This window comes from Aggregatilinea sp., assembly GCF_036822615.1.
Lineage (GTDB): Bacteria > Chloroflexota > Anaerolineae > Aggregatilineales > Aggregatilineaceae > Aggregatilinea.
Window position 1 is genome coordinate 17,343 of the sequence record NZ_DAISHJ010000026.1, and the last position, 15,451, is coordinate 32,793.

Annotated in this window: 13 protein-coding genes; 12 read left to right on the forward strand and 1 reads right to left on the reverse strand. The window is 63.9% G+C overall.

All coding sequences use genetic code 11. The annotated features are described in order from the left end of the window. Window positions 1-55: 55 nt before the first annotated feature. The 7 genes from V7116_RS10345 to V7116_RS10375 all read left to right on the forward strand — a co-directional run bounded on the left by V7116_RS10345 (window position 56) and on the right by V7116_RS10375 (window position 9,499). Entirely contained in the window at window positions 56-5,179 is a 5,124-nt protein-coding gene (locus V7116_RS10345) for a GAF domain-containing protein (protein WP_324391843.1), read from the forward strand. Further along, window positions 5,166-6,311, forward strand: coding sequence for a hybrid sensor histidine kinase/response regulator (locus V7116_RS10350; RefSeq protein WP_324391844.1), 1,146 nt, complete (start codon window positions 5,166-5,168; stop codon window positions 6,309-6,311). Before V7116_RS10345 ends, V7116_RS10350 begins: the two co-directional genes overlap by 14 nt. A 207-nt stretch (window positions 6,312-6,518) precedes the next feature. Continuing rightward, complete coding sequence (locus V7116_RS10355; protein ID WP_324391845.1) at window positions 6,519-7,208, forward strand: PspA/IM30 family protein; 690 nt, start codon at window positions 6,519-6,521, stop codon at window positions 7,206-7,208. Between the two features lie 120 nt (window positions 7,209-7,328). Next, window positions 7,329-8,150: a hypothetical protein gene (locus tag V7116_RS10360; protein ID WP_324391846.1), complete on the forward strand. Its 822-nt coding sequence runs from the start codon at window positions 7,329-7,331 to the stop codon at window positions 8,148-8,150. A 12-nt stretch (window positions 8,151-8,162) separates the two neighbouring features. Next, window positions 8,163-8,636 carry a GNAT family N-acetyltransferase gene (locus tag V7116_RS10365; RefSeq protein WP_324391847.1) on the forward strand — a complete coding sequence of 158 codons (474 nt, stop codon included), beginning with the start codon at window positions 8,163-8,165 and terminating at the stop codon, window positions 8,634-8,636. Between the two features lie 108 nt (window positions 8,637-8,744). Further along, window positions 8,745-8,903: a hypothetical protein gene (locus V7116_RS10370; RefSeq protein ID WP_324391848.1), complete on the forward strand. Its 159-nt coding sequence runs from the start codon at window positions 8,745-8,747 to the stop codon at window positions 8,901-8,903. A gap of 32 nt (window positions 8,904-8,935) precedes the next feature. After that, window positions 8,936-9,499, forward strand: coding sequence for a DUF1697 domain-containing protein (locus V7116_RS10375; RefSeq protein WP_324391849.1), 564 nt, complete (start codon window positions 8,936-8,938; stop codon window positions 9,497-9,499). Window positions 9,500-9,556: 57 nt separating this feature from the next. Here V7116_RS10375 and V7116_RS10380 read toward each other — a convergent pair whose 3' ends face one another. Beyond that, the gene (locus V7116_RS10380; protein WP_324391850.1) at window positions 9,557-11,281 is read right to left on the reverse strand and encodes a hypothetical protein; all 1,725 of its coding nucleotides are present in this window, start codon (window positions 11,279-11,281) and stop codon (window positions 9,557-9,559) included. 205 nt (window positions 11,282-11,486) lie between these two features. On the opposite strand from V7116_RS10380, the gene V7116_RS10385 reads away from it, so the two are divergent. The 5 genes from V7116_RS10385 to V7116_RS10405 all read left to right on the forward strand — a co-directional run bounded on the left by V7116_RS10385 (window position 11,487) and on the right by V7116_RS10405 (window position 15,392). Beyond that, window positions 11,487-12,299, forward strand: coding sequence for an alpha/beta hydrolase (locus tag V7116_RS10385; protein ID WP_324391851.1), 813 nt, complete (start codon window positions 11,487-11,489; stop codon window positions 12,297-12,299). A 369-nt stretch (window positions 12,300-12,668) separates the two neighbouring features. Continuing rightward, complete coding sequence (locus tag V7116_RS10390) at window positions 12,669-13,883, forward strand: MFS transporter (protein ID WP_324391852.1); 1,215 nt, start codon at window positions 12,669-12,671, stop codon at window positions 13,881-13,883. A gap of 25 nt (window positions 13,884-13,908) precedes the next feature. Continuing rightward, entirely contained in the window at window positions 13,909-14,283 is a 375-nt protein-coding gene (locus tag V7116_RS10395) for a YkvA family protein (RefSeq protein ID WP_324391853.1), read from the forward strand. Next, a complete protein-coding gene (locus V7116_RS10400; protein WP_324391854.1) occupies window positions 14,284-14,889 on the forward strand; it encodes a histidine phosphatase family protein in 606 nt (201 codons plus the stop codon). It abuts the gene before it with no gap. Further along, on the forward strand, window positions 14,886-15,392 hold the full coding sequence (locus V7116_RS10405) for a metallophosphoesterase family protein (protein ID WP_324391855.1): 507 nt from the start codon (window positions 14,886-14,888) through the stop codon (window positions 15,390-15,392). Before V7116_RS10400 ends, V7116_RS10405 begins: the two co-directional genes overlap by 4 nt. Window positions 15,393-15,451 lie beyond the last annotated feature (59 nt).

Here is a 15,451-nt window from a genome sequence, read left to right on the forward strand (position 1 = left end):
CGGGTGGTACATGTTATACTGTAGGCAGTGTCGCGGTGGGGGCTGATTCGACCGAATGGCGTATCTACTTATTCCTCTGATTTGCCTCTACATCTTTCTGGCTACCGTGGTGTTTCAACGCCAACCACGGGGGTTAGCGAGTCTTGTCCTGACAACGTACCTCCTTGTTGTCGCTGTCGCCACCGCGTGCACGTTCATCATAGACACGACGCTTAATCCCGATCTGGCGCGGATTGCATTCGTCACGGTGATCCTTGCCTCGATCTGGATTTACTTCGTGCTTCTGCCCCTGACGCTGCTGGGCCTGTACTACGAATCCTGGTTCCGCCTTTACCGCGCCCGTGTGTTGGCCGCCGCCATTGCGATCAACGTCGTGAGCGATGTGATTTTGTTGGTCGGCATGGGGGGGACCTCGGTTCCGCTGGTATTGGCGCGCGATCAGGTTGGGTTTGCCCCGGCGTGGATCATCGTCGAGCTGACGCAGCTCTGGCCGCTGATCATGGTGCTGGCGCTTGCCAGCCACCTTCTGCTGATCCCGGTGCTGGTCCTGGCCCTCAAGCAGAAACGCATCCGGTTTTGGCGCACCGCGCTGCCCTTCCAGCTCATCTCACTGGCGAGCGTCCTTATTCCTATCCTGTCTCCCCTGGTGGGCTGGCGGGGTATCGCCTTCGTGACGGCGCTCGGACTTGCGCTGCCGGTGCTGTATGTCTCGATCCTGGCGCTGAAGGGGCGGCATGAAGCCTCGTTTGGCGTCCTGCTCGATTCGCTCGTGGGCGATTTCAGCGACGGTTATCTGGTGCTTGACGCGGACGATCGCGTGGTGCGCAAAAATGCGTCCGCGATGCGGTGGATCGGTGCGCGCGACTTGAGCGGGCTGGCTCCCGTTCACGCTCTGGAGCTGGTGCGCGGCTCGGATTTCGCGGAGCCTGTTGAGCGGATGCTGCGCCACGAGTTTTCCACGACCGAGTGTGAGGTCCAGCGCGGCGGCGAGGAGTATGTCGTGCGGCTGAGCCTGACGGCGATGGATCACGCCAGCGCGCCGCCCGGCACGCAGTTGTTGACCCTGCGCGACATCACCGCTTCGCGCATCCGGCACAACCTCAACGAGCGCAGCCAGGAATTGATGGCGCTCAGCGCGATCAGCGCCGACATTTCTGCCTCGCTGGAACTCGATCAGGTCATCGCGCGCGCGCTCAGTCAGGTGCTCTCGATTACGCGGCTCAATAACGCGGTGGTGTATCTGCTGGACGAGCACCAGCCCGGCATGTTGATTCTGGCGGGCAGTTCCACCGCGCCCGATAACCTCGGGTTTGCGCCGGAGACGCTCGTCATTGACGAGAGCACGGCAGGCCAGGTGATCAGGACGCACGAAACGGTCGTCACGGCCAGCACGGACGACACCGGTACGTTCAGCGCTCACCTGCGCAAGTTCAACATGCGCTCCGGCATCACCGTGCCGCTGGTGACGCGCAGCCGGGTGATTGGCGTGCTCCAGTTGGGCAGCGAGCAGGCGCACAACTTCGATCAGGTCGAGGTGGCGATGCTCAGCAGCGTCGCGCGCCAGATCGCAGTCGCCATCGATAACGCGCGCCTGCACAGCCAGGAGCGCCATCAGCGGCAGGTCGCTGAAGCGCTGCGCGAGGTCGCCAGCATCCTCAGCAGCATGAAGCTGGACGAGGCGCTGCAAGCCATGCTCCAACGCCTGAGCACGATCCTCGACTTCGACCGCTCGACGGTGCTGCTCCTGGCCGAGCCGGGGCGGCTGCGCATCCGTGCCTATCACGGTTTTACCCCCAGCTCGGACGACAAACCGCTGTCGGACGTGCGGATCGAGATCGCCCGCTACCCGTACATGCTGCAAATGTTTACCCAGCGCGCGCCGCAGTTGGTGTCCGATACGGTCAGTGACGCCCAGTGGATTCATACCGGCTATCACCACGGCTCGTGGATTGGCGTCCCGCTGATCATCCACGATCAGGTGCTGGGCTGCCTGAGCATTGCCCACACCCATCCCGGCCACTTCACGGATGCGGATCTGCAAATTGCCACGGCCTTTGCCGGTCAAACGGTGATCGCGGTCGAAAACGCGCAGTTGTTTGAAAACGAGCAGCAGCGCCGTTTGCAGGCCGAAATGCTTCAGCACGCCTCGTACGATCTCGTATCCAGCGCTGATCTGGACAGCGCGCTCAGCCTCGCGCTGAACACGCTCAACGAGATGCTCGATTTCGATCAGGCGCATATCGGCCTGCTGAGCGACGACAACCGCCAGTGGACGCTGCGCGCGATTTACCCGCCAGCGACCCCGCTGCCCGCGGAAACGACCGTATCGCTCTCGGTGTATCCGCTCAGCCAGCGCATCTTCGAGACGAAGCGCGGCATCCTGGTCACCGACACGCGCCAGAATCGCTGGTGGCGCACGGGCCAGTTCAGCTACCAGGAAGTGCGCTGCTGGATCGGTGCGCCGCTCGTCGTGCGCGACAGCGTGATCGGCTTCCTGCACATCGACAGCTACGAGCCGCATAAGTTCACCACCGACTCGTTCCAACTGGTGCAGACCTTCGCCAATCAGGTGGCAGCGGCGATCGAAAACTTCCGTCTGCTCGAAGAAGCCAGCCGCCAGAACCGCGCCCTCAGCGCGCTGAACACGATCCTGGCCGCCAGCAACGAGGTGCTGACTCAGAACAACCTCGTGGTGGTATCGCTGGAGCGCGTGCTCGAAACACTCAACATCAGCGGCGGCACGATCCACCACCGCGATACGGCGACCAACGAGCTGCGCCTGCTGGCCGCTTCCGGCTTGTCCGACGAGATCCGCGCGCGGCTGGCCTGCGTGCCCGATGCCGCCGCGCTGCCGTCGATTCGGCTGGCGGATGGGCAGACCATCACCTTCTACAGTGTGCCGCTCGTCTCGCACGGGACCGGCATCGGCCTGTTGAGCGTCTGCGAGCCGGAGACGCCTTTCAGCGCCGAGGTCAAACATCTGCTGGCGAACATCGGCCAGCAGCTTGGCGTGGTGATGGATAACGCCGTGCTCTTTGAAAATACCCTGCGGCGGGAAGCGCTCTCGACCGATATGGGGCGGCTGGGGCTGGCGATCAGCTCACAGCTTGACAGCGTCGCGGTCCTGAACCTGATCTGCCAGGAAAGCGCGGGCGTGTTCGGCGCGCAGGGCGCGTACCTGTGGCTGATCGAAGGCGACCGGCTGGTGGGGGCGTCGGCCCACGGGCCGGGCGCGGAGCGTTTTGTCGGCAGCAGCAGCTCGCTCGAAGATGAGACGCTTCTGCCGTCCTACGTGATCCACCAGTGGCGGCCCCATTTCGTGAACCGCGTGGCCCAGTCCACCATGCTGCCGCCCGAATTTATCGAGATGACGCACGCCCAGGCCGTGATCGCCGTGCCGCTGGTCAAGGCCGAAGTGCCCATTGGCACGCTGCTGTTGGTGAACACCGAAAACCCGGACGCCTACGCCGACTGGCTGACCGAACAGATCCGGTTGTTGGGCGTGCAGGCCGCGCTGACCATTCAGAACGCGACCCTGTTCGATGAGATTCGCCACCATCTCGATCAACTGCGGCTCGTCAACGAGGTGGGGCGCTACGCGACGGCGATCCTCAGCCTGCCGAACCTGATCGAAGGCGTCGCGCGCAAGCTGTTTGACATCCTGCACTACGACGTGATCGGCCTGCTGCAAGTCGAAGACGACCAGCTTGTCATCCATTCGCTGTTCATGGGGCGCAGCGCCGTTTACGTGGACGGCTCCCTGGACAGTTATTACCTGTCCGAAGACGGCGTGGCGTGGCAGGCTATGCAGCAGAGCGAGCCGGTGCTGCAAAACCGCATCTCCAGCGACCTGACCGCGCAGAACGGCAGCGGGACGGGCGAGCGCTGCTCGCTAGGCATTCCGCTGATCGTGGCCGACGAGGTGATCGGCGTGCTGATCGTGGAGCGCCAGCGCCACTTCAGCATCACGCCCGAGGACCTCAACGTGCTGGAACCGCTCGCGGCGCAGCTTGCGATCTCGGTGTCCAACGCGCGCCTGTTCGAGCGCGTGCGCCAACAGACGTTGGAGCTTGAAGCGCGCGTGGTCGAGCGCACGTCCGAGATCCGCGAGCAGCAGGAGCGCACCGAGGCGATCCTGCGTTCCGTGGCGGACGCGGTGATCGTCTTCGACCTCAGCGGCCACGTCGTGCTGACCAACCCCATGGCGAACCAGTTGTTCGAGCAGCACGACCTGAACATGGACCTCAGCCTGCGCATTCGTGCGCTGGTCAACCGTGTGCTCTACAACGAGACGGAGACGAACGACGCGACCGAGATCATCGAGATCGGCAGCGCCGCGCTTCAGGCGAAGGCGGCGCGCGTGCTCGAAGGCGACCAGACGCTCGGATCGGTGGTAGTCCTGCGCGATATTTCCCAGCTTCAAGAGCTGGATCGCATGAAGGATCACTTTGTCTCGAACGTCTCGCACGAGCTGCGTACGCCGCTGGCGAACCTCAAGCTCTACCTGTCTCTGCTTCAGCAGGGCCGCCCGGAGCGCCGCGCGAGCTACCTCGAAGTGATGGGGCGCGAAGTGGAGCGCCTCGAACGCCTGATCGTGGAGCTGCTCGATCTGTCGCGCTTGCAAAGCGAGCAGCGCGCCGAGCGCCCGCAGGTCCGTCAGGTGGTGGACGTGCAGGCGGTGATCAATACCGTGGTGCAGAACAACATCGCCTGGGCCGAAAGCGCCGAAGAAGAGCTGCGCTACGAAAGTTTGAACGGCGGACTGCCAATGGTCTATGGTGATCCCGACCAGTTGGTACGCGCCCTGACCAACCTCGTGAGCAACGCGATCAACTACACGCCGCCAGGGGGACAGATCCTCGTGCGAAGCGCCGTAGGGCGCTCCGAGCAAGGAGAACCGGAATGGGTTATTATTGAGACGGTGGATACCGGGATTGGTATCCCTGCCGATGAGATTCCAAATATCTTCGACCGGTTCTATCGGGGGTCCAATGTCAATCCGAATGTGCCTGGCACGGGACTGGGACTGGCGATCATCAAAGAGATCATGGGGCTTCACGGCGGCAGCATTGAAGTCGAAAGCGAACAGGGGCGCGGCAGCACCTTCCGGTTAAAGTTGCCCGTGTACGAACCGCAAGAGCAGTCCGTGTACTGGAGGGATGGGAATGGGAACGGGTAACACCGCTACGATTTTGGTAGTGGAAGATGATATGCACCTGATGGAAGGCATCCGGGACATCCTGGAACTCAACGGCTACCGGGTGTTCACGGCCACGAACGGCGTCGCCGGGCTGGAAGTGCTCAACGCGCAGCCTAAGCCGCCGGATTTGATCGTGTCCGACATTATGATGCCGCGTATGGACGGCTACGATTTCTTCAACGCCGTGCGCGCGCGTCAAAATTGGGTGACGATCCCGTTCATCTTCCTGACCGCAAAAGGCGAGCGCGACGATATCCACCGTGGCAAGCGCATGGGCGCGGAGGATTACGTCGTCAAGCCGTTCGACGCCGACGACCTGCTGGTCGCGGTATCGGCCAAGCTCGACCGTAAGAAGCAGCTTGATAACGCCTGGCACGGTGAAGTGTCGGACATCAAGCACAACATTCTGACCATCCTCAACCACGAGCTGCGCACCCCGCTGACGTACGTCGTCGCCTATGCCGATATGCTGCACCGCGACGCCGACGATCTGAGCAAAGACGACATGCGCGCCTTCCTGCGCGGCATCAATGCCGGGGCGGGGCGGCTGCGCCGTCTGGTCGAAAACTTCATTTTGCTGGTGGAGCTTGAAACCGGCGAGGCCGAAAATACGTATAATTGGCGTAAGCGGTTGTTCAGCAGCTACGAAGCGCTGTTGTACGGGATCCAGAGCAAGTACTTCGATCTGGCGCAGGAACACGGCGTTGAGGTCGAAGTGGCGGTAGAGGAAAATCTGCTGCCCGTAGTGGTGGACCTGGATTACTTCACGGCGGCTCTGGAATGCCTGGTGGACAACGCGGTCAAGTTTTCGGATAAGCCCGGCTACCCGGTGCAGATCCAGGCATTTCAGACAGGCGACGCGGTTGCCATTGCGGTGCGGGATCAAGGACGCGGCATCCCGCCCCAGGAACTGGAGAACATTTTCGACACGTTCTACCAGATCAACCGCGAGAAATACGAGGACCAGGGAGCCGGTTCAGGGCTGGCGATCGTGGACGGCGTTGTGAAGCTGCACGGCGGGTCCGTCGATGTCGAGAGCACGTTCGGTGAAGGCAGCACGTTCGTCGTGTACCTCCCGGTAGTGAACGACGGCCTCGAAAGCCAGGCCTAAAACGCCGCACCGCGCACCTGTCAGAAGATCGTCAGGAGGCCGTCAGGGGATCCGCGTGTTTCATGTTACCATGAGGGAAAACGCGGCTTCTCAATGGCGGCGCGGCGGCTTTGCTGCGAAGACCTCCCCGGTTTACCTCGCCGCCGGACTGCATCCTGGTTTCTGCTGCTGTATTGGCCTGGCATAGCACTGAGGAGGAACTCCTTTATGGCTTCGCTGTTACAGAAGATCAATACCCTCATCTCCGCCAACATTCACGGGCTGGTAGATCAGGCGCTGGAAGCGAACTCGGTCAAGGTGATGGACGAGTACGTCCGTCAGGCCGAGCGCAACCTCGATGCGCTGGACGACTCGGCGGCAACCATTGGCGGCACGGTCAAGACGCTCAAGCGCAAGTACGAAGAGTTTGCAGCGGCGGCTGAAAAGTTGGACCGCGATATCGATACCCTCCTGGTACGTGGCAAGGCCGATCTGGCGGCGGCGGCGCAGGCGGAGTTGAACCAGAAGCAGCAGCTCGCCCAGGAATATTACGAGCAGTGGCAGTCGCAGGAGCAGGAATACCGCCGCATGCTCGACGCCAAGCTCAAGCTGGAAGCCAAGCTGACGACCATCAAGCAGGAGCGCGAACACCTCAAGGCGCTGCTGGAACTGGTCGAGGCGAAGGAACTGACCACCAAGACGGTCAAGAACCTGGACGATCTGGCCGGGGTGGGCGACGAAGACGTGCAGCGCCTGGGCGACCAGATCCGCGCCCGTCTCGACCGCGAAGAGGCGCGCCTCGAAATGGCGACCACCAACGTCCGCGATCAGATCGACGAAGCGATCGGGACCAGCGAGATCGAGCTTCAGCTTCAGGAACGCCGCCAGCGGCTCGGTTTGGGCAGCGAGGGCGGCTAGGGACATACCCGCGCTGCGGGTTCTCAACGGAAGAATCAGGGTAGGGGCGCCGCCGTGCGCCCCTATTTGGGCGTCCCTGCGTCACCCGGCGCAGCCGCCCTTCACCGAAAAGGGTGACGTATGTCGAAAGCCAAAAACGATCTGCGCGACCGCGCCTGGGGCGCGATCGTCAGCACGGCCTTCTTCAGCTTCGAGAGCGCGGTGATCATCGCGCTGGCCCTGGTCCTGTTTGGCCTGGGCTATGCGCCGTTTGGCTTCTGGGAAAACTGGTACTGGCTGGTGTTCGGCCTCGTGGCGGAAACCGCCTACATGATCGCCACCATCTCCGATCCGAACGCGGCGGCGAAAGCGGTCGATCACATGCTCTCCGACCGTTTCGATCCCGGCGACATCCGTAACCTGATCGCCCGCGACCGGCTCAAGCGCGCGCTGGAATATCGCCGCCTGATCGAAGAAACCGCCCACCAGCGCGGCGGCGCGATGCGCGTCAGCCTGCAGCAGACCGCCGACGAAATCACCGACTGGATCGAGCAAATTTACCTGCTCGCGCGCCGCATGGACGCCTTCGAGGAAAACGCGATCATCAACCGCGACCGCCGCATGGCCCCCCAGGAACTGACCACGATGCGCCGCCGCCTGGAAGTGGAAAGTGATCCCGGCGTCAAAGCGGAACTTGAAGAGGCGATCCAGACCAAGGAAGCGCAGATCGCCAACCTGCGCAGCCTCGAAAACTCGATCAAGCGCGCCGATATCCAGCTCGATCACACCCTGTCGGCGTTGGGCACGGTTTACGCGCAGGTGCAGTTGATCGACACGAAAGATACGGACGGCGCCCGCGCGCAGCGACTCCAACAGGAGATCAAAGACGAAGTGCTTTCGCTGCAAGACACGATCTCGGCCATTGACGAGGTGCAGAGCTACACCGCGACAGGCCGTCGTTAGCCGGGCGATCCCGTGACTGGTTTGTCCACCCTTCCCGACGGCTACCGCATCACGCGCGCCACGCTGCTCGATCTGCGGGCCATCCACGCGCTGGAGCGGCGCATCTTCCCGCGCGACGCCTACCCGTACGCCGATCTTCTGTTATTGTTCCTGTGGCCCAGCATCATCAACCTGAAGATCGTCGCGCCGGACGGATCGCTGGCCGCGTTTGTCTCCGCGATCCGTTCGCCGCTGCGTGCGCGCGGCTGGATCATCACCCTCGGCGTGCATCCGAAGCACCAGCGGCAGAGCCTGGGTCGCGTGCTGCTGGCCCGCGCCGAACAGCGCCTGCGCGAGCCGTACGTCCGCTTGACCGTGCGCGAAGGCAACGTTCCCGCGCTGACCCTCTACCGCCACACCGGCTATACCATCATCGAGCGCCGCCCCGGTTACTACCGCGATGGGGAAACGGGTCTCGTGATGGAAAAAGAGATCCCCGCGTCGTGACCTCGCCCGCGAAGCGCCCGGCCTGCCTTCCTCTGATGGCCGCTTGACCGCCGGTTGCACTAAAAACTGGTAGATGCCCCACCCCTTTGCTGATCGAGTGTTTGAGGAGTGTTACGATGCAGCGATGGATTGTTGGGGTGGCGCTGGCGGATTGCGCTCGATGATGCGGGCGGCGCGACCGTCGCGCTGCTGGGCAGCTTGCAGGTGGGCGGAGCCGTGCTTGTCCCACCTCTCTATCAGAAACGACCTGCCGTGCTTTCGCCATGAAAGCGTACCGATTTATCAGGGGGTGAAATGCGATGAATACCTATGTGGTCCTCATACGCGGCATCAATGTCGGCGGCAAAAACAAAATCCCGATGAAGGAGCTAAAACGTTACCTTGAGGAGCAGGGATTCGAGAACGTCGTCACCTACATCCAGAGCGGAAACGTGATCTTGAAGTCGGATCTCGACGCCAAAACGGTGGGCTCCCAGATCGAAACGTTGTTGGTCGAAAAATTTACGCTGGACAGCCCCGCGATCAACGTCCTGGTGCTGACCCGCGCGCAGTTCCAGGCCGTTGTCGAGAACAAGCCCGACGGTTTCGGTGAAGAACCGGACACTTATCACAGCGACGCGATCTTTTTGATGGGCGTGGAGTCGGCCCAGGCGATGCCGGTGTTCGATCCCCGCGAAGGCGTCGATCAGGTCTGGCCGGGCGAGGGCGTGATCTATTCGCAGCGTCTCAGCGCCCAGCGCACCAAAAGCCGGTTGAACAAAATCATGGCCTCGCCGCTCTACAAGTCCATGACCATCCGCAACTGGAACACCACGACGAAGCTGCTGGACATGCTGCAAGAAATCGACGCGGCCTCAGAATAATGCGCGCCAACCGGGAGGGGGCGTACCGCGTGGTACGCCCCTTTTGGCGTCCGGTGGTCAACTGCCGGTGCCGCCCCACGCCAGCGACCATACTGGCCCCGGCGTCTCGACCTGCACCGTGGTGCCCAGCCCCAGATCCGCCACGATCAGCGTGCCGCGCGCACGGCCCTGATCGTCGTAGCGCGTATCGCGCAGCCCGGCGACGACCAACTGGGTGCCCATCTGGCCCGCCAGGCCCAGCAGCGGCTGGTCCGCGTACGCGCCGGTCGCGCTGCCGAACGCGGGATCGTACGGTCCGGTGATGGTCGGCGCAGCCAGGACGCGCAGCAGCTGCGGTCCCAGGCCGGGCGCGGACCCGTACAGGATCTGCCACTGCCCCGCTGGATTCTGCCGCACGTCAAAGACCGGGTACTGCATCCCCAGGATCGTCTGCGCGACGGTCGGCGCGGACAGGTCCGCCAGATACAGGCCCGGCGTCTGGTAGCCGAACGAAGCCGTCCACGCTGCCACGCGATTCTCGTCCACCCAGCGCGCGCCAGTCCCGGTGAGCTGGCTCAGCTCGGTCAGCGTACCGCTGTCGATGTCCACCACGCCGAAGATGCTGCCTTCGTACAGGCCCACCGTCACCAGCAGCCGGGTGCCCTCTGGCGACCAGCGCGGATCGAAGTACACGTGAATGGCCTGGATGTTCTGCTCGTTGAAGTTGTTCTGGATCAACAGGCGCGGGGCCGCGCTGCCATCTGCCGGGACGAGCCACATGCCGCGCGCATCGCTGAACGCGATCTGCGCGCCGTCCGCGTTCCACGCGAGGCTGATCCGCCCGTTGTCCGTCTGGATCTGGGCCAGATCGCTCGTGCTGCCATCGCTCACCATGACCACGCTCAGCGTGCCCCCGACGATGATCGCCATGCGATCCTGCCCCGGCGCGACCGCATACGCGGCCACCGCCGTGCCCGACGCGGTCACCGGGTGGGCCGCCGATCCGTCCGCCGGAAGCTGCCACACCTGATCGATGTCGTTTTCGTCTTGCACCAGGAAGTACAGGCTGTCAGGCAGCGGCGTGCCCGCGACCGTGGGCGGCGGGACGGGCCCCCACGCAAACGCGATCGTTCCCGCCGTACTCGGCACGACCTGCCCATCGCTCAGTCTCACGCCGTCCGGCGTCAGTGTAGCCTCGGCGGGGGCGGGGACGGCGCTCGGCGTCGCAGCAAGCTGCACGCTGGTCCAGCGCTCGTTTTCCCACTTGAACGCCCGCAGGCCGCCGCTGCTGCCCGTCACGGCCCACGTATCCGGCCCGGCCCAGGTCACGCTGTCCCACGGGCCGCCTGGCACGGTCTGGATGTCGGCCATGCTGTCACTGCCGCTCAGCCGCGCGATGCGCACGCCCTCCGGGACTAGATACGCGATCATGGCCACGTCCTCCGCCCAGGCGATGGTCGGCCCTGTGGCGCCTTCGGGCGGCAGCCCGGCCTCGAAGTCGAGCACGTAGCCGCTGCCGCTCATCCGGTCGCTGACGATCGTCAGCGGGCCGTTGGCGGGCGTGCGGTAGACGTACCACGCCCCGTCCGGCGAAATGGCGAAGTCGGCCACGGGCTGACCGACGGGCGAAACGGTCGTCTGCTCGCCCGTGACCGGATTGATGGCAATGAGCTGCTGCTCGGAGGTCAGGATATAGAGCGGCGCGGGCAGCGGGAAAACCGGTTCCTGGGCGCGCGCGGGCAGCGGCGCAGCCAGCAGGGCGATCAGAATCAGCGAGATGAGAAACGGGCGCAGGCGGTACATGTCTGGTCCTTTCCTTCATGAAAGTCTTGCATGCAGTATAACAACGCTGTGTTTACCCCTGCCAACTGCGCGCCCTGCGCCGGAGGCACGTTTTCCATCCTGTTGGCCTGCTCCGCACCCCTGCCGTTCCGCCGCATTGGGGCGCGATTTTCGCGGTGAAGGAACGCGTCCGGCGTGGTAGACTATCGGCCTTATGGATACTCATTTGGCAAGCTCACGGCTCGATCCCGATCATGTGCGTATCCAGCGCGGCGCGGAGCCGTTTCTGCTGGACGGTGGCGAGGTAGGCTGTGTATGCACGCACGGCTTCACCGCCTCGCCGGAGGAAATGCGCTGGTTGGCGACCTACCTCCACGATCGCGGCCTGACGGTGTATGTGCCCCGGTTGGCCGGGCATGGCACGCAGCCCGCGATCATGCGCCGCCAGCACTGGCTGAACTGGTACGAGGACGAGTTGGACGCGATCGCGCTGCTGCGCGCGCGCTGCCGCCAGGTGTTCGCGGTGGGCCTGTCGATGGGCGGGCTGCTCAGCCTGCGCGCAGGGGAGGATGGGCTGGTGGATGGCGTGATCGCGCTGGCGGCTCCGGTGTTCATCGAACAGCGCGCGGCGCGTTTTGCCCGGCTGATCGATTTCGTCCGGCCCTATACGCGCAAGGGCGATTGGCCCGGCGCGCTGGACGAGGCCGTGCGGGCGGCGCAGCGGGCGCTGGGCCTGGACGATTATGGCCGTCTCGATTACGGCATCCGGCCCACGGCCTCCGTGGTGCAGCTTTCCGCCCTGATGCGCGACGTGCGCCGCCGCCTGTCGCAGCTGACCGCGCCGCTGCTGCTGGTTTATTCGCGCGCGGACGATACCGCGCCGTACGCCAGCCTGGACTATATCGTCCGGCACGTGCGCAGCGCCGACGTGGTGCAGCACACCCTGGAACGCAGCGGCCACGTGCTGACGCAGGACGTCGAGCGCGACACGGTGTACCGGCTGGTCTGGGAGTTCCTCCAGCCGCGTCTGGATGGATAGAAAAACCAGGGCGGGTTAGAAACCCGCCCCTACAAGCCTTGTTGGGCACTGCCTGTCTCCCCTCTCCAGCCCAGACTGGAGAGGGGCCGCGGGTGAGGTCGCGGTGATGACTGGATTATTTTATTCAACTGCATCTAACCCGCCCCTACAAAACCTGTTGGGCGCTCTGCTTGTCTCCCCTCTCCAACTTGATTGGAGAGGGGCCGGGGGTGAGGTTTCTTGCTTGTCCAACCGCATGAATCCACCCCAGGTTTACCGGATATGAGATCGACCCGCAGCGTGCGCCGCTGCCCTGTGTTTGTGCTCTTGTTTCTGGCTAACCGCTAACCGCTGCTCGCTGGTTCTTGCTCGCTGCAAAAGGATGTCCGTGTGCTGAATCTCTGGCGCGACATGGGACGCGACACCCGCTGGGTGATGGTGTCCTACTGGCTGTGGGGCGTGGGCGAGGGCCTGTGGCTCTACATGCAGCCGCTCTACGTGAAATCGCTGGGCGCGACGCCCGCGCAAACCGGCGTCGTGCTGAGCATGTGGGGCATGGCGCGCCTGATCTTCATTCTGCCCGTCGGCATCCTGGCCGATCGCTCCTCGGCGCGGCGTTTGATGCTGCCCGGCTGGTATACCGGCCTGGTCGGCGTGCTGATGATCGCCATCGCGCCAGACTGGCGGTGGGCCATTCCCGGCTTTTTCCTGTACGGCCTGTCGGCGGTGGCGATTCCCATCACCAACCTGTACCTGACCCAAAGCCTGCGCCACGATCCGACGCGCAACCCGACGCTGCCCATCCAGGCGTCGCTGACGGCGCTGTGGGCGGCCTATTCGGCGGGGCTGGTCGTGTCGCCCACGGTCGGCGGCCTGATCGGGGACGCGATCGGTCTGCGCGCCGTGTTTATATGCAGCACGGTTGGCTTCGCGCTGAGCACCGCGGCCATTCTGCGCACGACCGATTACCCCGCGCCCGTCCGGCCCGCCCACGAGCACACCAATCGCGCCGCGCTGCGCCAGTGGCCGCTGCTGTCGCCGTTCATCCTGGTGACGCTGGTGTTCGTCGCGCTCTATCTTGGGCAGACGCTGTCGTCCCAATACCTGGAAGAAGTCGATCGCTTCTCGCGCGCGTCGATCGGCGCGTTCGGATCGCTCAACGCGCTGGGCACGGCGGTCATCAGCCTGGGGTTGGGCGGCCTGTCGTCGTGGCGGGCGTTTTTTGCTAGCCTCTTACTTGTAGCACTGTCGTTCGTGCTGCTGCTGGTCTCCGGCGCGTGGCCGGTGGTCGTGGTCGCGTACTTCCTGCTCGGCGCGTATAATGCGGCGCGACCGCTGGCGGTGAGCATCATCAGCGAGCGCGTGCCGGAGCATCTACGCGGCACGGCCTACGCGCTGGTCGATACGCTGGCCGGGCTGGCCTATCTGCTGGGCAACGTCGCGGCGGGCGCGCTCTACGGCATCGATCCGCGCTGGCCGTTCTGGGCGGGCATCGCCGGGATCGTCGTGTCGTTCCTGTTCGCGCGGCTGATCCCGCGCCTGTCGCCGGAGCGGAACCCGGAAGCTCATGCTGCGTATATTTCAGTAGAACCCGAGGTAGAATAGACCCACTGGAATGAGGCGAATAGGTATGGCAAAACAAAAGCAGTCCAACTACGATCCCGACCTGCTCACGCGATTGTTCAATAACGTGATCCTTTCCGGTCGGCTCCTGCTCGACCGCCGTGTCAGCGCCGGGGCCAAGCTGATCCCGCTGCTGGCGGCGCTGTATATCCTGTCTCCCATCGACCTGCTGCCGGACGTGCTGCTGCCGTTTGGCATCGTGGACGACCTGGGCGTGCTGGTGTTCGGCTTGCAGATGTTCATTCACAACGCGCCGCCCGCCGTGATCGCTGAATATCGCGGGCAGGTCCCGCCCGCGGAGGGAACCAAAAGCAAGCGTAAGGTGAAGCGCGAGCAGGATCAGAACGTCATCGAAGGCCGTTACGAAGTGAAGGACGAGTAAGTGGCTTTCCTGTACCTGATCCGTCATCCACGGACGCAGCCTGACCCGGCGGTTCCGGCCTCGCAGTGGCAGCTCAGCGACGAAGGCCGCGCCCAGGTGAATGCGTTGGTCGGTGCGCGCTTCTGGCAGGGCGTCAGCGCCGTGTATACCAGCTACCAGTATAAGACGACGGTTGTGGGCGAAGCGGTGCGCGCCGCCCACAACATCCCCTATACCCCTATCGAGGGGCTGGATGAAGCGCGGCGCGATGAATGGGTCCCGGCGGAAGGATTCCGCGCGGCGCAGGCGGCTTTTTTCTCGCGCGTGTATACGGCGCCGCTGCCTGGTTGGGAATCGGCCTACGCGGCCCAGACGCGGTTTTCCGCCGCGATGGACCACGTGCTGTCGCGTCACAGCATGTCCGATACGCTGGCGGTGGTGTCGCACGCGTCCGTGCTGACCCTGTACGTGGCCTACCTGCTGCACGAAATGCCTTCCTACGAGGCCTGGAGCACGCTTGGCTTTGCGGACATCATGACCCTCGACCGCGCCTCGCTGCGCCCCATCACCGGCTTTCTGGAAGCGCCTTACGCCGGATTGCCCTATACCGTAAACCGCCACCTATGAAAATCGGCATCCTGTCGGACACGCATAACAACGCGGCCAATACGCGGCACGCGCTCGATGTCTTCCGCGAGCGCGGCGTCGAGCGCCTGATTCACTGCGGCGACGTGACCAACGCCGAGACACTGCTGCTGTTCGCGGGGTGGAACGTGACGTTCGTGTGGGGCAACATGGATTCGTCCCGCGACGAGCTGATGGCCGCCATGCGCATGATTGGCGCGCCGCGCGCCCAGTACAGCGCCACGATCAGCGCCGGGGAGTGTCTCATCGGCGTGACGCACGGCCACGACTTCGGCATGTTGACCGGGCTGATCATGGCGGGCAAATACACCTACGTCTGCCACGGCCACACCCACGAACGGCGCAACGAGTTCCGGCGGCCCTACAGCGTGCGCGTGATCAACCCCGGCGCGCTGGGCGGAAGCTGCCCGCAGTCCCGCTCGATCTGCTTGCTGGACACGGACGCCGACACCACCGACTTCATCGAATTCCCCGACATGCGCTAGTAGTCCGACAAGTTTAAATTGACGGGAAAATAGGGCAGCAAACGGGTGCTCATGCAGCC